18 protein-coding genes are annotated in these 19393 nt (G+C 67.3%); 11 read left to right on the top strand and 7 right to left on the bottom strand.

Annotation, left to right across the window (positions count from 1 at the left end; genetic code table 11):
- The first annotated feature begins 134 nt into the window (after positions 1-134).
- Positions 135-1148, top strand: a complete 1014-nt coding sequence (locus N440_RS19205; protein WP_049456661.1) for a TIGR00266 family protein — start codon at positions 135-137, stop codon at positions 1146-1148.
- Positions 1149-1325: 177 nt separating this feature from the next.
- Positions 1326-2318, top strand: coding sequence for a patatin-like phospholipase family protein (locus tag N440_RS19210; protein WP_133936308.1), 993 nt, complete (start codon positions 1326-1328; stop codon positions 2316-2318).
- A gap of 46 nt (positions 2319-2364) precedes the next feature.
- On the opposite strand, the gene N440_RS19215 is transcribed toward N440_RS19210, so the two are convergent.
- Together N440_RS19215 and N440_RS19220 are read right to left on the bottom strand one after the other, a co-directional pair.
- Positions 2365-3108 (bottom strand): hypothetical protein, encoded by a 744-nt coding sequence (locus N440_RS19215; RefSeq protein ID WP_133936311.1) that lies wholly within the window; start codon positions 3106-3108, stop codon positions 2365-2367.
- Between the two features lie 156 nt (positions 3109-3264).
- Positions 3265-3750 carry an Lrp/AsnC family transcriptional regulator gene (locus N440_RS19220; RefSeq protein WP_133936313.1) on the bottom strand — a complete coding sequence of 162 codons (486 nt, stop codon included), beginning with the start codon at positions 3748-3750 and terminating at the stop codon, positions 3265-3267.
- 125 nt (positions 3751-3875) lie between these two features.
- Between N440_RS19220 and phhA the strand changes: the two genes are divergently transcribed.
- Complete coding sequence (gene phhA / locus N440_RS19225) at positions 3876-4769, top strand: phenylalanine 4-monooxygenase (RefSeq protein ID WP_133936315.1); 894 nt, start codon at positions 3876-3878, stop codon at positions 4767-4769.
- A 105-nt stretch (positions 4770-4874) separates the two neighbouring features.
- Here phhA and N440_RS19230 read toward each other — a convergent pair whose 3' ends face one another.
- Positions 4875-5930 carry a LacI family DNA-binding transcriptional regulator gene (locus N440_RS19230; RefSeq protein WP_133936317.1) on the bottom strand — a complete coding sequence of 352 codons (1056 nt, stop codon included), beginning with the start codon at positions 5928-5930 and terminating at the stop codon, positions 4875-4877.
- A 238-nt stretch (positions 5931-6168) separates the two neighbouring features.
- Between N440_RS19230 and N440_RS19235 the strand changes: the two genes are divergently transcribed.
- From N440_RS19235 to N440_RS19250, 4 genes are all read left to right on the top strand, one after another.
- Complete coding sequence (locus tag N440_RS19235) at positions 6169-6759, top strand: cysteine dioxygenase family protein (RefSeq protein WP_133936318.1); 591 nt, start codon at positions 6169-6171, stop codon at positions 6757-6759.
- A gap of 105 nt (positions 6760-6864) precedes the next feature.
- On the top strand, positions 6865-7503 hold the full coding sequence (eda, locus tag N440_RS19240; protein WP_133936319.1) for a bifunctional 4-hydroxy-2-oxoglutarate aldolase/2-dehydro-3-deoxy-phosphogluconate aldolase: 639 nt from the start codon (positions 6865-6867) through the stop codon (positions 7501-7503).
- Positions 7504-7599: 96 nt separating this feature from the next.
- The gene (gene adhP / locus N440_RS19245; RefSeq protein WP_133936320.1) at positions 7600-8628 is read left to right on the top strand and encodes an alcohol dehydrogenase AdhP; all 1029 of its coding nucleotides are present in this window, start codon (positions 7600-7602) and stop codon (positions 8626-8628) included.
- Positions 8629-8753: 125 nt separating this feature from the next.
- Positions 8754-9146 carry a hypothetical protein gene (locus tag N440_RS19250; RefSeq protein ID WP_133936321.1) on the top strand — a complete coding sequence of 131 codons (393 nt, stop codon included), beginning with the start codon at positions 8754-8756 and terminating at the stop codon, positions 9144-9146.
- 71 nt (positions 9147-9217) lie between these two features.
- Here the strand turns inward: N440_RS19250 and ligD are convergent, their stop codons facing one another.
- The 3 genes from ligD to N440_RS19265 all read right to left on the bottom strand — a co-directional run bounded on the left by ligD (position 9218) and on the right by N440_RS19265 (position 13179).
- The gene (gene ligD / locus N440_RS19255) at positions 9218-11704 is read right to left on the bottom strand and encodes a DNA ligase D (protein ID WP_133936322.1); all 2487 of its coding nucleotides are present in this window, start codon (positions 11702-11704) and stop codon (positions 9218-9220) included.
- A gap of 3 nt (positions 11705-11707) precedes the next feature.
- The gene (locus N440_RS19260) at positions 11708-12613 is read right to left on the bottom strand and encodes a Ku protein (RefSeq protein ID WP_133936323.1); all 906 of its coding nucleotides are present in this window, start codon (positions 12611-12613) and stop codon (positions 11708-11710) included.
- A 167-nt stretch (positions 12614-12780) separates the two neighbouring features.
- Positions 12781-13179 carry a hypothetical protein gene (locus N440_RS19265; protein WP_053448370.1) on the bottom strand — a complete coding sequence of 133 codons (399 nt, stop codon included), beginning with the start codon at positions 13177-13179 and terminating at the stop codon, positions 12781-12783.
- Between the two features lie 146 nt (positions 13180-13325).
- On the opposite strand from N440_RS19265, the gene N440_RS19270 reads away from it, so the two are divergent.
- On the top strand, positions 13326-13670 hold the full coding sequence (locus N440_RS19270; protein ID WP_004153343.1) for a hypothetical protein: 345 nt from the start codon (positions 13326-13328) through the stop codon (positions 13668-13670).
- Between the two features lie 79 nt (positions 13671-13749).
- On the opposite strand, the gene N440_RS19275 is transcribed toward N440_RS19270, so the two are convergent.
- Positions 13750-15840, bottom strand: coding sequence for a TonB-dependent receptor (locus N440_RS19275; protein ID WP_133936324.1), 2091 nt, complete (start codon positions 15838-15840; stop codon positions 13750-13752).
- Between the two features lie 171 nt (positions 15841-16011).
- Here N440_RS19275 and N440_RS19280 point away from each other — a divergent pair, with 171 nt between their 5' ends.
- The 3 genes from N440_RS19280 (at position 16012) to N440_RS19290 (ending at position 19386) form a co-directional block, all read left to right on the top strand.
- Positions 16012-17214, top strand: a complete 1203-nt coding sequence (locus N440_RS19280) for an amino acid aminotransferase (RefSeq protein WP_133936325.1) — start codon at positions 16012-16014, stop codon at positions 17212-17214.
- Positions 17215-17555: 341 nt separating this feature from the next.
- Positions 17556-18572 (top strand): class 1 fructose-bisphosphatase, encoded by a 1017-nt coding sequence (locus N440_RS19285; protein WP_133936326.1) that lies wholly within the window; start codon positions 17556-17558, stop codon positions 18570-18572.
- 106 nt (positions 18573-18678) lie between these two features.
- Entirely contained in the window at positions 18679-19386 is a 708-nt protein-coding gene (locus tag N440_RS19290; RefSeq protein WP_049457828.1) for a 2OG-Fe(II) oxygenase, read from the top strand.
- Positions 19387-19393: the final 7 nt, after the last annotated feature.

The raw sequence follows: 19393 nt of genomic DNA on the forward strand, positions 1-19393 counted from the left end.
GGTAAAACGGCGCTACCAGATAATTGTTGCAATACAGCACCTGCCTCGCAAATGCCTGCCGTTCATGGCGCCGTCGCCCACGCCCCGGCGCGCTCGCTAGACTCGGGGTTTTCCAGCCCCGCGGAGCCGTCGCGATGACCCAGTGGTACTTCCATGCCTCCGCCCAGGCCGACCGCGTCGGCCCGCTCGATGACCCGGCCGCGCGCCGCTATGCACAGGCCAACCCGCGCGCGCTGGCCTGGTGCCAGGGCATGAGCGGATGGACCCCCATCCCCGATGTGGCCGAGCTGCAGGTACCGGCGCCGGGCATGCCCACGACCCCACCGCCAGTCCCCGCCGTCTCCAGCGGCCGCGCCGACGACATCGACTTCCGCATCGTCGGCCATGAAATGCAGTTCGTGGAGATCGAGCTCGACCCCGGCGAAAGCGCCATCGCCGAGGCCGGTGCGCTGATGTTCAAGGACGCCACGGTGCAGATGGACACGGTGTTCGGCGCTGCAAACGGCGACCCGGGCGGCTTCATGGGCAAGGTGATGGCCGCCGGCAAGCGCGTGCTGACCGGCGAGAGCCTGTTCGCCACCGTCTACACCCAGAGCGGCCACGGCAAGGGCAAGGTCGCCTTCGCCGCGCCCTACCCCGGCACCGTGCTGGCGATGAAGCTGGACCAGCATGGCGGCCGCCTGATCTGCCAGAAGGACAGCTTCCTGGCCGGCGCGCGCGGCGTGCAGATCGGCGTGCAGTTCCAGCGCAGGATCATGACCGGGCTGTTCGGCGGCGAGGGCTTCATCATGCAGAAGCTGGAGGGCGACGGCTGGGTGTTCATCCACGCCGGCGGCTGCGTGATCGAGCGCGAGCTGGCCGCCGGCGAACGCCTGGACGTGGATACCGGCTGCGTAGTGGCCTACCACCCGACCGTGGACATGGATGTGCGCCGTGTCACTGGCGTCAAGAGCATGCTGTTCGGTGGCGAGGGCGTGTTCCTGGCCACGTTGACCGGGCCGGGCAAGGTCTGGCTGCAATCGCTGCCGTTCTCGCGCCTGGCCGGACGCATGTGGATGGCGGCGCCGCAGGGCGGTGGCCAGAGCCGTGGCGAGGGCTCGGTGCTCGGCGGGCTGGGCCGGATGCTGGACGGCGACAACCGGTTCTGACCTACTCGCCCGGTAGGTGCCGACCTTGGTCGGCACTGGAATCTGCGTATGCCGACCAAGGTCGGCATCTACCGCACCCCTTCCCTGAATGGGCGAGGCTCCCCACCCTGCCCGCCCCGCCAGCGCTTCGGTATGCTGGCGCCCTTTCCAGAATCCGGCGCCGCGAGCGCACTGCCGATGAGCCTGTTCCGTCCCCGCATGCTGCTGTCCGTCGCCCTGATCGGCCTGCTGGCCGGCTGCGGCGGCGATCCGGTCCGTCCCACGCCGCCGCCGGCACCGACCGTGGTGCCGCAGGCCAAGCCGGTGAAGATCGGCATCGCGCTGGGTGGCGGCGCGGCCAAGGGCTTCGCCCACATCGGCGTGATCAAGATGCTGGAAGCCAACGGCTTCGAACCGGTAGTGGTGTCCGGCACCAGTGCCGGCAGCGTGGTCGGCGCCCTGTATGCCAGCGGCATGGACGCGTTCCAGATGCAGAGCAAGGCGGTGGCGCTGGACGAAGCCAGCATCCGCGACGTGCGGCTGTTCTCCGGTGGCCTGGTGCAGGGCCAGAAGCTGCAGGACTACGTCAACGAACAGGTGGCCAACCGCCCGGCCGAACGCCTGAAAAAGCCGTTCGCCGCAGTCGCCACGCAGCTGGAAACCGGCGAGCGCGCGATCTTCGTGCGCGGCAACGTCGGCCAGGCCGTGCGCGCGTCGAGCAGCATCCCCGGCGTGTTCGAGCCGGTGAAGATCGGTGGCCACAACTACATCGATGGCGGCGTGGTCAGTCCGGTGCCGGTGGATGCCGCGCGCCAGCTCGGCGCCGACTTCGTGATCGCCGTGGACATCTCCAGCAAGGCCAGTGGCAAGGCGCCCACCGGCATGCTCGGCATCGTCAACCAGTCGATCTCGATCATGGGCCAGCGCCTGGGCGAGCAGGAACTGGCGCGCGCCGACATCGTGATCCGACCCAAGGTACTGGACATCGGCGCTGCCGATTTCAGCCAGCGCGGCACCGCGATCCTGGAGGGCGAGAAGGCCGCGATGGCGGCGATGCCGCAGATCCGCGCGAAGATCCAGCAGCTGCAGAAGGCGCGTGCCGCGGCAGCCGCACCCGCGCCGGTGGCGGCACCGAAGTGCGAGGAAGCCTCGCGCCTGGGCAAGCTGATGGGCCGCAAGGACAAGTGCTGACGGCGACCCGCTCGAGGCGGGTCGCCATCAAAGGCCCTGCGCCAGGTCAGGCGCCGATCTGGGCCAATGCATCATTGGCCGCGGCAGTCACCGAGCTGCCATAGCCCAGGATGAGCGATCCGTTGCAGGTCAGCGGGGCCTTGAGAATGACACCATTGATCTCGGCCCTGTCGAAGCTGCAGCTTTGCCCGGTGGCTGTCGAGAAGCGCATCAGGCGCATCGCAATGGTGTTGGCATCGTCGATGCTGGCACCGAGTCCACTGATCGACCAGGTCATCAGGGTGCGGGTGTTGCCGCAGTCATAGTGGTAGCGGAAACCATAGCTTTCCGGATAGTAGGAACCGCTCAAGGGCGCCCGGCAATGGGTGCCGGTTGCCGCCATTTCGTTGGCGATCGCCAGCGAGTTGCGCGCGGCCGTGGTGGGACTGTTGCCCACGCCCGCAATCGGCCAGCCGTTGCACACGAAGCTGGCGTAGACCCCCTTGCCATAGGCGCCAGTCTGGATGCTGGTGGCATCCGCGCTGCAGCTGACCCCGGCCTGCAGCACGGCCATGAAGCCATTGAGGTTCTCCACGGCCTCGTTGACCGAGACGCCGATTCCGTAGACGTAGCCGCCGTTGCATTGACGCGAAGCCAGCGTCGACGAGTTGCTGGTCATGCCGACGAACTCGGTGGCACCGCAACTCAACGCCAGAGGTTGGGCGTTGGCGGTCTGGGGTGAAGCACCCGCAGCGGCCGGTATCAGGCCAGCGGCAAGCAGGGCAATGACAGGAGCAAGGCAGACGTTCATGTCGATCTCTCCGGACAGGGTTGTCCAGTGAGTCTAGGAAGGCCGATCCCGTCACTCCGTCAGAGATCCATCCCCTATTTCGTAGGAAAACCCCTCGCGACGCTGAAGCTGCTTAGCGGATCACGCTCCGCCACATGCAATCGGCCGCGTCGTCGCTCAGGACTCCAGCTGCGACAGGGGCAATGCCTGGAAGCCCTTCACCGTGCGCAGCACGAAGCTGGAATTGGCATCGGCCACGCCCCCGGCGTTGAGCAGCCGGTCCAGCAGGAAGTGCGAGAAGTGCTCCAGGTCGCGCACGTAGACATGCAGCAGATAGTCCATGTCGCCGGTCAGTGCATGGCAGGCCACCACTTCATCCCAGCCCTGCACGCTGTCCACGAAGTGGCTGATGGCGGCCTGGTCGTGCTTTTCCAGCTGCACGCGCACGAAGGCCTGCAGGCCCAGCCGCAGCTGCCGTGGCTCCAGCCGCGCGCCATAACCGACGATCACGCCCTCGCTTTCCAGCCGCTGCAGGCGGCGCAGGCAGGCCGAGGGTGAGAGGTTCACCCGCGTCGCCAGCTCGGCATTGGTGGCGCGCCCATCCTTCTGGATTTCAGCCAGCAGGCGTATATCCGTGCGATCGAACTGGACTTCTCCGGCCATTGTTGCCCCGCAACATGGTGAGTACGCAAGGATATTGCGCCAACAAGGCCAATCGACGCAACTTTTGCAACCCTGTTGCGCGCGCCCTGCCCTAGCATCGTGGGTATCCCATCCCGGAGTGCCCCATGGACCTCGCCCAGCCCCGCCGCGTCGAACACCAGCAGACCGACAAGGGCTACGTGCCGGTGTATACCACCGCGCTCGTCGAGCAGCCGTGGGACACCTACAGCGCCGATGACCACGCCACCTGGAGCACGCTGTACCAGCGCCAGCGCGAGCTGCTGGTCGGCCGCGCCTGCCAGGAGTTCCTGGATGCGCAGGACGAGATGGGCATGAGCGCGCACATGATTCCGCGCTTCGACCAGCTCAACGAAGTGCTCGGTGCCGCCACCGGCTGGACCCTGGTCGGCGTCGAAGGCCTGCTGCCGGAACTGGATTTCTTCGACCACCTGGCCAACCGCCGTTTCCCGGTGACCTGGTGGATCCGTCGCCCGGACCAGATCGACTACATCGCCGAGCCGGACCTGTTCCACGATCTGTTCGGCCACGTGCCGCTGCTGATGAACCCGGTGTTCGCCGACTACATGGAGGCGTACGGCCGTGGCGGCGTCAAAGCCCACGCGATCGGCCCGGATGCGCTGCAGAACCTCACGCGCCTGTACTGGTACACGGTGGAGTTCGGCCTGATCGACACGCCCGACGGCCTGCGCATCTACGGTGCCGGCATCGTGTCATCGAAGGGCGAATCGCTGTATTCGCTGGAATCGGCCGCGCCCAACCGCATCGGCTTCGACCTGCAGCGGATCATGCGCACGAAGTACCGCATCGATACCTTCCAGAAGACCTACTTCGTCATCGACAGCTTCGAACAGCTGATGCAGGCGACATCGCCGGACTTCACCCCGATCTACGCGGCACTGGCCGACCAGGCGCATCTGCCGGCTGGCGACGTGCAGGACGACGACCGCGTGTTCCAGAAGGGCACGGGCGAAGGCTGGGCCGACGGTGGTGACGTGTAAGCGCATCAAACACGCCGCTTCGCACTGAAAACGGCGCACTCCGGTGCGCCGTTTCCATTGATGGCGGCCCGCGCCGTTTCAGCGCTGCAGGCCAGGGCAGGGCACTCAGGCGTCCACGGCCCGGCAGGAGCCGCGCACCATCAGCTGCGGATGCACGCTGGCCGCGGTCGGCGCCTCCGGTACGCCGGTCTGCACCAGCATCGCCGCGGCCATGCGGCCGATATCGGAGACGTGGCGGCGTACCGAGGTCAGCGGTGGCCACAGCCGCGACGCCAGCGGGCTGTCGTCGTAGCTGACGATCGACAGCTGCTGCGGCACCGCGATGCCCGCACGCAGGGCCACCTGGTAGACGCCTGCGGCCATTTCGTCGTTGCCGGCGAAGATCGCACTGGGCCTGCCTTCGCCAAGCAGCAGGCGCTCGGCGGCATGCACGCCGGACTCGAAGGTGTCGCCCGCTTCCAGCACGCGTTCACCCGGCAGGGTCAGCCCCACCTGGGCGAGCCGATCGAGGAAGCCATGGGTACGTTCGCGTGCAGCGCGGCGGTCACCGGGGCCGGCGATCACCGCGATGTCACGGTGGCCGAGCGAAAGCAGGTAACCCGCCGCCGCGGCAGCGCCATCGCGATCATGCGTGACCACGGCCTGCGCCTCGTCGTCGGACGCATGCGCGTTGATGCGCACGTAGCGGCAGTCGATCGCGTCCAGCACCTGCGCCAACGCAGCCGACTCGGACGCGCGTGGGCCGAGGATCACGCCATGCAGCTTCTGCTGCTGCACGAAGCGGCGCACACCCTGTGCGCACTCTGGATCCTCGCTGTCGCACGGATGCACCACCAGCTCGTAGCCGGTGCCGCGCAGCGCTTCCAGCGCGCCATGCTGCAGGTCGACGATGCATTGGGCGCCCGGGTCGTCATACACCAGGCCGATCAGGAAAGAGCGGCGGAACGCGAGTCCGCGCGCCAGGGGGTCGGGCACGTAACCGACCTCGCGCATCAACGCCTCCACCTTGTCGCGGGTGTCCTTGCGCACCAGCGGCGAGTTGTTGATGATTCTTGAAACCGTTTTCTTGGAAACTCCCGACAGTCGTGCGATGTCGTTGATCGTGGCAGCCTTGCCCTTCGATGCCGGCAATGCAGCATCGCTAATAATTCGCACTGACATGTATAGAACCAGGTAAGTCGGAGAACTCTAGCCTTGCGCCCGTCGGGCACGAAGTTGCGGAGTGTCGCAGCGGATGGGGAACGCGTCCTGTTCGACCACGCATGCTGCACAGGGTTCCATTGTGATCGTTCTACCCACTCCGCATCTGAACCGTTTTTCACGCGCTCGTGTCATCACTGCGGGCGCGACGCGTGCCACCGCCAACATTCCCTTAACCATGCTCGGCTACATTCGGGGCATGGACCTGCAGACTTCTCCGTTTCCGCCGTTCCGTGGCCGCGACCGGTTGATCGCCGCAGTCGATGCGGCGATGACCTCCGGTGATGCCGAACGCATCACCGCCGACCTGCAGCGGGCGCTGCAGGAGGCCATTGCGGACAGCCGCATCGAATTGCCCGAGTGCGTGCACCGTCCAGTCAGTGATCATTACGCGCGACGCCCGCTGTACCACAGCCGCGAACACGGCTACAGCGTGATTGCCATGAGCTGGGGCCCAGGGCAGGGCACGCCGCTGCACGACCACGATGCCATGTGGTGTGTGGAGGGCGTGTGGTTGGGCGAGCTGGAGATCACCCGCTATGAACTGCTGGAATGCGCCGGCGAGCGTTGGCGCTTCCGTCGCCACGCGGCGCTGCGCGGAGGCTGCGGCAGCGCCGGCAGCCTGATTCCGCCGCACGAGTACCACACCCTGCGCAATGCCAGCGACCAGTCACTGGCGATCTCGGTGCACGTGTACGAGGCACCGATGGAGCGATCTGCCGTATTCGACCCGCTCGGCGGCGACTGGTACCAGCGCCGCATCCAGGCACTGCAGGCCGACCCGGCCTGAACCCGGCGCGCTGCAGCACCTTCGCGATCCACGTGGCATCATGCGCCGCTGCGCTGCCGGGCCCGGCGGCGATCCGCGATGCCCCGTCGGGCAAGGAGCAAGACCATGTCCAGCGCTGATCCGCGCCTGCGCGCGCTGCTGAAGCTGGCACCGGTGATTCCGGTGTACACCCCCGAAGATGTGAATGAAGCGGTCAACGTGGCCCAGGCCCTGTTCCGCGGCGGCCTGCCGGTGATCGAAGTGACCCTGCGCACGCCGCAGGCACTGGATGCCATCAAGGCGATGGTCGAGGCCGTGCCGGATGCGGTGATCGGTGCCGGCACCGTGCTCAACGCCGCGCAGATGCAGGCGGCCAGGCAGGCCGGCGCGCGTTTCGCGGTATCGCCGGGTGCCACGCCGGCGCTGTATGCCGCCGCGCGTGATGCCGACCTGCCGTACCTGCCTGGCGCTGCCACGGCCTCGGACCTGATCCTCGGCCTGGAGCACGGCCGTGACACCTTCAAGTTCTTCCCGGCAGTGCAGGCCGGCGGTGCCGCGCTGCTGGCGGCCTGGCACGGCCCGTTCGCCGACGTGCGCTTCTGCCCGACCGGCGGCATCAGCGCGCAGACCGCGCCGCAGTTCCTGCACCTGCCCAACGTGCTGTGCGTGGGAGGCTCGTGGCTCACCACGCCGGCGCTGCTGCAGACCCGTGACTGGGACACCATCGAGCGCCTGGCCCGCGAGGCCTCGGTGCTGGCCAGCTGAACCGGCAGCACGAATCGTCAAAGGTTTGATCGTGATCAAAGCGCCGGCCCCGGGCCGGCGTCATTCTGTGGGCAAGCGCACTACGGAGATCCGGACATGAATCCAACCATGAAGGCCGCTGTCGTGCGTGAGTTCGGCAAACCACTGGTGATCGAGGAAGTCTCGGTACCGCGCCCGGGGGCGGGCGAGGTACTGGTCAGGATCGAGGCCTGTGGCGTCTGCCACACCGACCTGCACGCCGCCGAGGGCGACTGGCCGGTGAAACCGAACCCGCCATTCATCCCCGGCCACGAGGGCGTGGGGCACGTCGTGGCCGTGGGAGGCGGGGTAGGGCACGTCAGGGAAGGCGACAGGGTCGGCATCCCCTGGTTGTACTCGGCGTGTGGCCATTGCGAACACTGCCTGGGTGGCTGGGAGACGCTGTGCGAGACGCAGCGCAACACCGGTTACTCGGTCAACGGCGGCTTCGCCGAGTACGCACTGGCCGATGCCAACTATGTCGGCCTGCTTCCGAAGGAAGTGGGCTTCGTCGAGATCGCGCCGGTACTGTGCGCCGGCGTGACCGTCTACAAGGGGCTGAAGGTCACCGACACCAAACCCGGTGACTGGGTGGCGATTTCCGGCATCGGTGGCCTCGGCCACATGGCGGTGCAGTATGCCCGTGCGATGGGCCTGAACGTGGCCGCGGTGGACGTGGACGACAACAAGCTGGCATTGGCCCGGCAGCTCGGCGCGCAGGTCACCGTCAACGCGCGCACCACCGATCCGGCCGCATTCCTGAAGAAGGAGATCGGCGGTGCCCACGGTGCGCTGGTCACCGCCGTTTCGCCGAAGGCATTCGAGCAGGCGCTGGGCATGGTCCGCCGTGGCGGTACCGTCTCGCTCAATGGCCTGCCGCCGGGCAACTTCCCACTGGATATCTTCGGCATGGTGCTCAACGGCATCACCGTGCGTGGCTCGATCGTCGGCACCCGGCTGGACCTGCAGGAGTCGCTGCAGTTTGCCGCCGAGGGCAAGGTCGCCGCCACGGTCAGCACCGATCGCCTGGAAAACATCAACGACGTGTTCGCGCGCATGCACGCGGGCACCATCGAAGGCCGCGTGGTGCTCGACTTCGCCGCCTGACCGCCTGTGCATGGCCGCCGTTGCACCGTACCCCTCTCCCACGGGCACGGCGGCCATGCCGATACCGGTAACGCCGGCAGCTGGCCGGCAACCGCAGGCGCTTCGCGCAGCCGTACAATGCGCGCATGCCCGGCCTGCTCAAGACCCTGTTCCTGTCCATCGTCGCCCTGATCGGTGGCGTACTGTCGCTCGCGCTGGTCAGCAGCGTCGCCAGCTGGCTGCCACCGCTGCTGGGCCTGTCGCCAGGCAACAACAGCGTGCAGCTGGGCTGGGACCTGGCGTTCAGCGTGCTCGGTGGCGTCGCCGGCATCTCCTTTGCCACCTATTACGCGCCCTGCTGGCCGCGCTCGCATGGCTTCTCGATCTGGTCGCTGATCGCGCTGGGCTGCGGCTACGCGGTGTGGAGCGTAGGCGCGGATTTCCCGATGTGGTTCGTCGTTTCCCTGCTGGTCTCGCTGCCGCTGCAGCTGCTGGTGGGCTGGTGGTTCGGTCGCCGCGCGTCGCGCGATCCGGGCTGAGCGCATACAGGTACTGTCGGCCGCTGGCCGGCAACTGTGGGATGGCCGAGGTTGCCGGCCAGCGGCCGGCACTACCGCTTCAGCGGCGGCAGCGTCTGCTTCAACCGTTCAATGCCCTGCCAGGGGTCACCCTTCAGCCGCTTCGCACGCGCCAGCGCCCTGGTCATCGGGAACGCATCGGCGGCGGTCACCTTCGCCAGTTCCTCCCAGCGCAACGGCACCGCCACGCCAGCGCTCGCGCGCGCCCGCAATGACCACGAACATACGCTGGTAGCACCGCGCGTGTTGCGCAGCCAATCGATGAAGATCACCCCGCTGCGCTTCGCCTTGCTCATCGTCGCTACGTAGCGGTCAGGCTGCTGCAGTGCCATCGCCTGCGAGAACGCCTCGCAGAACGCCTTGGCCTGCTCCCAGTCCGCCTTCGGCTGCAGCGGCACCACCACGTGCACGCCCTTGCCGCCAGACAGCCGCACGAAGCTCTGCAGGCCGATCTGCAGCAGGCGGTCACGCACATCGCGCGCGCCGGCTTTCACCTGTGCCCAGCTCACGCCGTCGCCGGGGTCGAGATCGAACACCAGGCGGTCCGGATGCTCCGGGTCGTCTACCGTCGCACCCCACGGATGCAGCTCCAGCGTGTTCATCTGCACCAGCTGGAGCAGCCCACGCGCGTCGTCGATGTAGACATAGTCCTCGCGACCACTTTTCTGCTGCAGTGGCACCGCATGCACGGCGTCACCCAGCCCGGGGCCATGATGCTTCTGGAAGAAGCAGGCCTTGCCAACACCCTCGGGACAGCGCAGCAGCGACAACGGCCTGCCGGCAATCTCCGGCAGGATCCAGCGCGCCATCTGCCGGTAATAGTCGGCCACGTCGCCCTTGCTGAGTTTCTGATCCCGGAATACCACGCGTTCGGGGTGCGTGATCTCCACCTCGCCCGCGGCGTCCACGTCTGCAGCGCTCACTTCCAGATCCTCCACCTGCTTGTCGTTGCGCAGCCGCTTGAAACTGGCCTGGCGCAGCAGCCCTTCCTTGCCCCAGCCACGGAAGGCGACCTCGGCCACCGCCACCGGTTTCACCCAGCGCACGCTGGACGCGCGGAACGGCACATGCGCCGGCAACGGCAGCACGGGGGTCTTCACCGCCAACGGCTGCAGTGCCTTGTGCAGCGCGCGCAGGCGTTCGTCGTCGAAGCCGGTGCCTACGCGACCAACATAGCGCAGGCCGGCCCTGTCCTGCGCGGCCAGAAGCAACGAGCCGAATCCCACCCGCGAACCCTTCGGGGCGGTGTACCCCACGATGATGAACTCATCGCTGTCTTCGTGCTTCACCTTGGCCCAGCTGCGCGCACGGGCATTCACATACGGAGCATCCACCTGCTTGCTCACGATGCCCTCGAAACCGGCCTTGCCACTGGCAGCGAACACCTGTGGCCCGTGATCGATCACATGCTCACTGAAGGCGAGGATGCCAGGCACATTGCCCAGCAGCGCTTTCAGCAGCGCCTTGCGTTCCAGCAGGGGCGCGTGGCTGATGTCGGCACCCGCAACACCTGGCAGGTCGAAGACGATGTAGCGCAGTGGCTGTTTCGAACTACCGTCGATCACCCGTTGCAGTGCTGCGAAGTCACTGCGGCCCTGCGCATCCAGTACAACCAGTTCACCGTCCAGGCGCGCATCGCGCACCGGCAGCGCCCGGATGGCCTGCACGACTTCGGGAAAATCGGCCGTCCAGTCCAGTCCGTTGCGCGAGCGCAGTTTCACTTCGCCATCGTGCAGATCAGCCAGCAGTCGATAGCCGTCCCACTTGATCTCATGCAGCCAGTGCTCGCCATCCGGCGCGCTGTCGCGGTGATCGGTCAATTGCGGTTTGAAGGCGCGTGGGTAGGGCGTGCCACGTGCGCCGTCCAGTTTCAGCGCGCGCGCATGCCAGCGTGCATCGGCCTTGCGGGTAGCCCTGCGTGCGGCCGGTGCAGCGCGCTCTGTCCTTCCCGCCGTGCGCGTCTTCGCCGCCGATGAGCGTTTCGGCACGGGCGCTTCCAATAGATCGTCCGCTTCGGCATCGCGCGCCTCCTCATCATCGCGCTTGATCAGCAGCCATTGCACCTGACGCCCCTTCATCGCCGTGCGCACCAGCTTCCAACCGCCGGCCAACCGCTGCCCGTGCAGAACGAAGTCGATCTTGCCCGCCGCCAGTGCCTGCAATGGATCACCTTCGCAGGCCCAGGTGCCATGATCGAACACCTCCACATGGCCCGCGCCGTAATGGCCTTCAGGGATGTCGCCCTCGAAGCCGGCATAGGACAGCGGATGGTCTTCCACTTCCACCGCCAGCCGCTTCTCGCCGACCCGCAGCGAAGGCCCCTTCGGCACGGCCCAGCTCTTCAGTACACCGTCCATTTCCAGGCGGAAATCGTAGTGGCGCGAACTGGCATGATGCAGCTGGATGACGAACGTTGGCCGTCGCTTCGGGTCACCGTGGGCGGCGGTGTCGTCAGGCTCCGGCGTCTGGCCGCTGCCTCCGCCGAGGCGACGCTTGCGCCGGTACTGGTGCAGCGACATGGCTCAACCTGCCTTGCGCCGCGTGGTCTTCTTGACGGCCTTCTTGACGGCCTTCTTTGCCACCTTCTTCGCAGGCGCCTTGCGGGCCGCCGTCTTCTTCGCCGGTGTGCGCGTGTTTGCGTCCAGGCTTTTCTGCAGCAGCGCCATGAAGTCGACCACGTTGGTGGCCGCATCCTCATGCGGTGCCGGCTCCTCTTCCACCCGGGTGGTGCCGCCCTTGGACTTGATGCGCTTGTTCAGCACCTGCTGCAGGCGCGCGCGGAATTCGTCGTGGTACTGCGAGGGGTCCCAGTCACCGGCCATCGACTCGATCAGCTGCTCGGCCATTGCCGATTCCTTGCCGGTGATCCGGTAGTCGGAGAGTTTTCCGGTGGGCAGCGCGTAGTCGTCCGGATCCACCAGTTCCTGCGGATAGCGCAGGATCATCAGCACCAGCGCGTCTTCCTGCGGCATTACCGCGCACAGATACTCACGCGTGCGTACCACCACCCGCGCGATGCCAACCTTGCCGGTTTTTCGCAGCGTCTCGCGCAGCAGCACATACCCCTTCTCGGCCTTCTTGCCTGGCACCAGCAGATACGGCTTCTCGTAGTAGCGCGGATCGATCTGCGCTGCATCCACGAACGATTCCACTTCCACCGCTTCGTGGCTTTCCGGCGCGGCCGAGCGGATATCGCCTTCCTCCAGCACGACATAGCTGCCCTTGTCGTACTCGTAGGCTTTGACGATGTCCTTCCAGGGCACTTCCTCGCCGGTATCGGCGTTGACCCGCTCGAACCGGATCGGTTTGCGGTCACGCGAATCGAGCATGCGGAACTGCAGGTCGACCTTGCGTTCGCCGGACATCAGCGACACCGGCACATTGAGCAGTCCGAAGGACAGCGTGCCGGTCCAGATGGGGCGGGCCATGGAGATACCTGTGACGGGGCAGGGGACAGCCAGCTTCAGCCCGGCGATGTAAACCACCCGTGTCGGTGCCGTGCACGTGGGTTCTACGCAGATGCGGTAGTGCCGGCCGCTGGCCGGCAACCCCAGAAAACTTCAGGCAGCGAACCTCTGCCGGCCAGCGGCCGGCACTACTGCAGTAGTGGCCGCACTGCCGCTGCCGGAATATGGTCCAGCGCGCGCCAGGCGTCTTCCACCACCGGCCGCGCCTGCGACCAGCTCAGCCGCGACTGCCCGCGCATCTGCTCCCAGTGCTCGGCCAGTTCCTCGCAGGTATCGGCGGCGTCACCGCGCGGCCAGTCGGCGGCGTGGGTGGTCAGCGCGAAGGCATAGACCGGGCACAGGTCACGCCAGTTGCGATGGCCGGGCCCGCGACGCTCCTCGTAATCGCTGAGCATGTACTGCAGGTAGTCCTGTGCCACCGCCTGCGGGTCTTCATGGCGACGCGTGCGGCGCTGCGCGGTGCGCTGGCCGAGCGGATCGAGCAGGGCGTTGAACACGGACGGTGCGGGTCGTTCAAGACGGGGCATGGCCGGCTCCTGCAGCGGGGGCGGGTGGGCAGGAATACGCGCGGTGCCGTTACCAGCGGGTGAGCGAGATGTTCATGACGCCAGGTTCGCGGCAGCTTTACCTTGCTGGCGGTGTAGTGGAGGCCCCGAGCGCAGGCAGCCAGACCATGAGCCGTGAAACCTCCCGAGACCCGCTGCGGGAAAACCACCCGCCCATTGCCGGCGAGCAGCGTGGCAAGCGCGACGCCGACACTGCCGATTACCGCGGTACCGGGGCCCCCTTCTTCGATGCCGCGCAGGGTGACGACCACCTGCCGGTGAAGCATGAAGCTGAACAGGCGGCCCAGGACCGCAAGGACGGCGGCGACCGCCATCGTGGCGGCCAGGAGAGCCCGCTCAAGCGTCGCGAGCGCAAGCAGCGGGCCAGCGACAACCAGGACGAGGCACTGGAGGAAACCTTCCCGGCCAGCGACCCGACCTCACCGTTCGTGCCGGCCAAGGCCCCCGACTGACCGGTAGTGCCGGCCGCTGGCCGGCAACCTCCTGACGTCCTGCACGGCGCGATGCCGGCCAGCGGCCGGCACTACCACTTCAGCGCCACGACCACTGCAGGCCGACATTGGCCCGCCGTCCGGGTCCCGGCTCGTAGAAGCGGCCATTGCCGTCATTGACGATCACCGAGCCGATGTAGGCCTGGTCCAGTACGTTCTCCAACCGTGCGAAGGCCCGCAGCTCGCCACCCGGCAGGTTCCAGCGACGCCCGCCTTCCAGGTGCAGCAGGGCAAAGCCGGGCGCACGTTCGGTCGCCACGTCGTTGACCACGGTATCGCTACTGGCGGACGCCTCCAGCGCCCACTGCCAGTCGCCCGGCGTCCACTGCAGCCGGGCGAATGCCTGCTGGCGCGGCACGCCGGGTAGACGACTGCCAGCGTCGACCCTGGCATTCGAGGTCACATAGGGCGAGCGCACCTGCGCCTGCAGCCAAGTCCAGGCCAGCTGCAGCTCCAGTTGCCCGGCCAGCGGCTGGCGGTACTGCAGCTCCAGCCCCTGGCGACGGGTGCGGCCGATGTTGCGATAGGTGCTTCGTCCACCGATGTTGCTGGCAACGGCCAGCTCATCGTCGGTATCTGCACGGAACAGGCTGACATCAAGCTGGGTTCCATCCTGTGCGTGCCACTTGCTGCCGACTTCGACGGAGCGGCTGCGCGCGGCCGCGAGATCCAGTGCCAGTCCCGCCTGGCCGTCGGCGCGATAGCCCAGTTCGTTGAAGGTGGGCGTCTCGAAGCCGCGGCCCACAGCAGCGTGCAGGCGCCACTGCGGGCTGGCCTCGAAGCTGATGCCGGCCACCGGTGTGGTCGACTGGTAGCGGCGGTGGCCGCTGTCGTCCGGGTTGCGACCGGTGATGTAGCGATCGTCCGATTCGAAACGCACGCTGCTGTGGCGCACGCCCGCCAGCAACGACCAGCGCGGGCTCCATTGCCACCAGGCCTGCGCGAACTGGTCCACGTTCTGCACGATGTCGATCTGGTCGCGGCGCAGCTGCCCGCGTACGCCCAGCGTGCTGCCGATGAAGTTCTCGTAGCCGGTGCGGTGCTGGCGCTGGCGGTCCGCGCTGAGCCCGGCCACCACGTCCAGCGGCCGGGCGGCGAGGTCGCCGTGCCAGCCCCAGCGCGCGTCCAACCCACCGTAGCCTCCGTCCAGGTCGATCACCCCGCCCGCATGCAGGGGATTGGCCTGGGCCGCCGGCGGAATCGGCAGGTACTGACGCACCGCGCGCTGGCCGGCATAGCCCATCAGCTGCCAGCGCTGCGCGCCGGCCTCGCGGGTCCAGCGCAGCCCGGCCTGCTGCTGGCGCACCGATTTGCGGGTGTTGTACTGGTGTGCCACGGCGGTGGCCTGGCGTGGGTCCGCCGCCACCTGCGCGCGGGTCAGGCCCAGCGGGTCCTGCGCATCGGGCGCATCCAGCGCATTGAGCAGCAGCTCCAGCCGCCCACCGCCCAGATCACCGCCGATGCGCGCATTGAGCGATTCACGGCGTGCGCGGCTGTGGTCACGCCAGCCATCGGTACGGAAGTGGTTGGCGGCGATGTTGTAGTCCAGCCCGTGGCCTGCACCCTGCAGTTGCGCACCGACACTGAGCGTGTTGTCGGCGCCGGCATTGAGGCGCAGCCGCCACGGGTCGCCGGCCTGGCCCTGCGCGCTCCAGACCTGCAGCACGCCACCGGAGGAATTGCCATACAGCGCCGAGAACGGCCCACGCAGCACGTCGATGCGCTCGGCGCCGAGCAGGCTGGCATGCGACAACTGACCCTGGCCGTCGGGCATGGTCGCCGGTACGCCGTCGATCAGCACCCGCACCCCGCGCACACCGAAGGTCGAGCGCGCGCCGAACCCCCGGATCGACAGCTGCGTGTCCTGCGCGAAATTCTGCCGGTCGCGCGCGACCAGGCCCGGCACACCGGCCAACGCCTCGGACAGCTGTGCGCTGGCGCCAGCGCGGCCGGCGTCGATCCAGACCGTGTCCTGGCTGGCCGGCAGAGCGAACGGGTCGATGCCGGGCACGCGTGCGGCCTGCACCTGCACGGCAGGCAGGGCGGTGGGGGCGGGCTCGGCCATGCCGGCAAATGGCGACAGCAGCAGGGCGGAGAGCGGCAGGCAACGGCGTCGTGCGGCGGGATTCATGATTCAGGTTGATGGATCGGGCGGCAACGCACGCCATGGTACGGGCCCGGGGATGACGATGGCGGCGGCCAGCCCCGGCAGGCTTTGTTACGATGGGCTGTTTCCGGCTGGAAAGCCGTAAGCCGCGTGGCGCAATTCCTCCCCCTTTCCGTCTACCGAACGAGTACCGCCGTGTCCTTCTTTGCAAACGTGGAACTGGTCCCAGGCGACCCGATCCTGGGCCTGACCGAGGCGTACAACGCCGACAGCCGCCCGACCAAGGTCAACCTGGGTGTGGGCATCTACTACGACGAGAGTGGCCGCATTCCGCTGCTGCGCGCCGTCAAGCAGATCGAGCAGCAGCTCGCCGCGGAAGCCAAGCCGCGCGGCTACCTGCCGATCGATGGCCTGCCGGCGTACACGCAGGCCACGCGCGAACTGGTGTTCGGCAAGGACTCGCCGCTGCTGGCCGCCGGCCGCGTCACCACCGCGCAGACGGTGGGTGGCAGCGGTGCGCTGCGCGTCGGCGCCGACGTGCTGAAGAAGCTGCTGCCGCACGCCACCGTTGCGCTTAGCAACCCGAGCTGGGAAAACCACCGCGCCGTGTTCAGCGCGGCCGGCTTCGAGGTGGTGGATTACACCTACTTCGACCCGACCACCCATGGCGTCGATTTCGACGGCATGCTGGCCGACCTGGGCAAGCTGCAGGCCGGCACCGTGGTGCTGCTGCACGCCTGCTGCCACAACCCCACCGGCGCCGACCTCACCGTCACCCAGTGGAAGCAGGTCGCGCAGCTGCTGAAGGACAAGCAGCTGTTCCCCTTCATCGACATGGCCTACCAGGGCTTCGACAAGGGCATCGAGCAGGACGGCGCCGCCGTTCGCATCATCGCCGAAGCCGGCATCGACAGCTTCATCGTCGCCAACTCGTACTCCAAGTCGTTCTCGCTGTACGGCGAACGCGTGGGTGCGCTGTCGATGGTGGCGCCGACCGCCGCTGACGCCAAGGCCGTGCAGTCGCAGGTCAAGCGCGTGATCCGCACCATCTACTCCAGCCCGTCCACCCATGGTGCCGCGCTGGTGGCCGGCGTGCTGACCAACCCGGACCTGCGCGCGATGTGGGAGCAGGAACTGACCGAGATGCGCGAGCGCATCCATGCCCTGCGCCAGGGCCTGGTCGAGAAGCTGGCCGCTGCCGGTGCACCGCAGTTCGGCTTCATCAACGAGCAGGCCGGCATGTTCTCCTACTCCGGCCTCAGCCGTGAGCAGGTCGAGCGCCTGCGCGACGAGTTCGGCATCTACGCCGTCGGCACCGGCCGCATCTGCGTAGCCGCGCTGAACCAGAACAACCTGGAATACGTCGCCAAGGCCGTGGCCACCGTCGCCAAGGGCTGAAGCAACGCACCAGTGGTTTGATCACAAAGGCGCCGCGAGGCGCCTTTGTTTTTTTGCATTTGCCCCTGCCTTTGCCACACCCACCGCGCTCGCGGCGAACCCTGAAGCGCGTGGGAGGGGGAGGCGATGCAGGACCGTTGGCGCCATGGATGGCGCCATCGAGCTTACATGGACGTACTTGCAGCGTGTCCTGCATCGCCTCCCCCTCCCACGAGCCTCGACAAAAGGAAGGCGCCACGAGCGCAACGCATCTGGAAACGATTACGCCTTCCCGCGGTCACGCACGCCCCCGCCAGACCGGCGACAATAGGCGTTTTCCCGCTGCCGAGACCTGCCCGCTCATGTCCCGTACTTCGTTGACCCGCTTCCTGATCCAGGAACAGCACGCCGGCCGCATCAACGCCGACCTGCGCCAGCTGATCGCGGTCGTCGCCCGCGCCTGCACCAGCATCTCCATCGCCGTCAGCAAGGGCGCCCTCGGCGGCGTGCTCGGCGAGGCCGGTACCGGCAACGTGCAGGGTGAAGCGCAGAAGAAGCTGGATGTCATCAGCAACGAGATCCTGCTCGAAGCCAACGCCTGGGGTGGCCACCTCGCCGCCTGCGCTTCGGAAGAAATGGACCACAGCCAGCCGGTGCCGGACATCTATCCGCGTGGCGACTTCCTGCTGCTGTTCGATCCCCTCGATGGCAGCTCCAACATCGACGTCAACGTCTCCGTCGGCACCATCTTCTCGGTACTGCGCTGCCCGACCAACGTCGAACTGCCGGGCGATGACGCGTTCCTGCAGCCGGGCAGCAAGCAGATCGCCGCCGGTTACTGCATCTACGGGCCCAGCACCCAGCTGGTGCTGACCGTCGGCCACGGCACCCACGCCTTCACCCTGGACCGCGAGAAGGGCGAATTCGTGCTGACCACCGAGAACATGCAGATTCCGGCAGCCACCCAGGAATTCGCCATCAACATGTCTAACCAGCGTCATTGGGAAGCGCCGATGCAGGCCTACGTCGGTGATCTGCTGGCCGGCAAGGAAGGCGCACGCGGCAAGAACTTCAACATGCGCTGGATCGCCAGCATGGTCGCCGACGTGCATCGCATCCTGACCCGCGGCGGCATCTTCATCTACCCGTGGGACAAGAAGGACCCGTCCAAGGCCGGCAAGTTGCGCCTGATGTACGAAGCCAACCCGATGGGCCTGCTGGTCGAACAGGCCGGTGGCGCCGCCTGGACCGGCCGCGAGCGCATCCTCGATATCCAGCCTGACCAGCTGCACCAGCGCGTCCCGGTGTTCCTCGGCTCGCGCGAGGAAGTGGCCGAAGCCGTGCGCTACCACCACGCGCACGACGACGCGCAGCGCTGAGGGCCGTCACCGACAACGGTCATGGCAGAGCGATGACATGACCGTGGGGTGACACCACGGGCGGCAAACGGCACCATCGAGCCATTGCCGCCTAAGGAATGCACGCATGCACGAGCAGGGCCCGGTCGATTTCATCGAAGTCATCCACAATGCCGTCCCCAGCGACGTCTGCGCGGCGATCGTCGAGCGCATGCGTGCAACGCGTGGCCTGCTGCCCGGTGCGGTGGGCAGTGGTGTGTTCCCGGAACTCAAGCACAGCAAGGATCTGCGCATCAGTGGACTGGACGGCTGGCAGGATGTCGACCAGCAGCTGCAGATCGCGGTGTTCAACGGCCTGCTGACTTATCTACGCCGTTATCCACAGGCGTTGATCGCTCCGCTGATGTTGCAGATCCAGGACAGCAATGGCCAGCCGCGACGCCTGTCTGCCGAGGACTTCCCCGACATGCCGCCGCAGCAGCTGGCCGACCTGGCCCGCACCTGCCTGCGTCCGGGCGCGATCAACCTGCAATGGTACGCGGCGGGCGAAGGCGGCTACCCGTACTGGCACTGCGAGCTGTACCCGAAGGATGCGCAGGCCGAGACCCTGCACCGGCACGTGCTGTGGACGCTGTACCTCAACGAAGACTTCGACGAAGGCGAAACCGAGTTCCTGTTCCAGGGCCGCAAGATCGCCCCGCGCACCGGCAGCCTGCTCATTGCGCCGACGGCGTTCACCCACACCCATCGTGGCAACCGTCCGCAGGGCGGCGACAAGTTCATCGCCACCAGCTGGATCCTGTTCCAGAGCGCGCAGAAGTTGTTTGGCGCGTAGCCTCGAG

The organism is Stenotrophomonas sp. CC22-02 (assembly GCF_004365115.1).
Taxonomy (GTDB): Bacteria; Pseudomonadota; Gammaproteobacteria; order Xanthomonadales; family Xanthomonadaceae; genus Stenotrophomonas; species Stenotrophomonas forensis.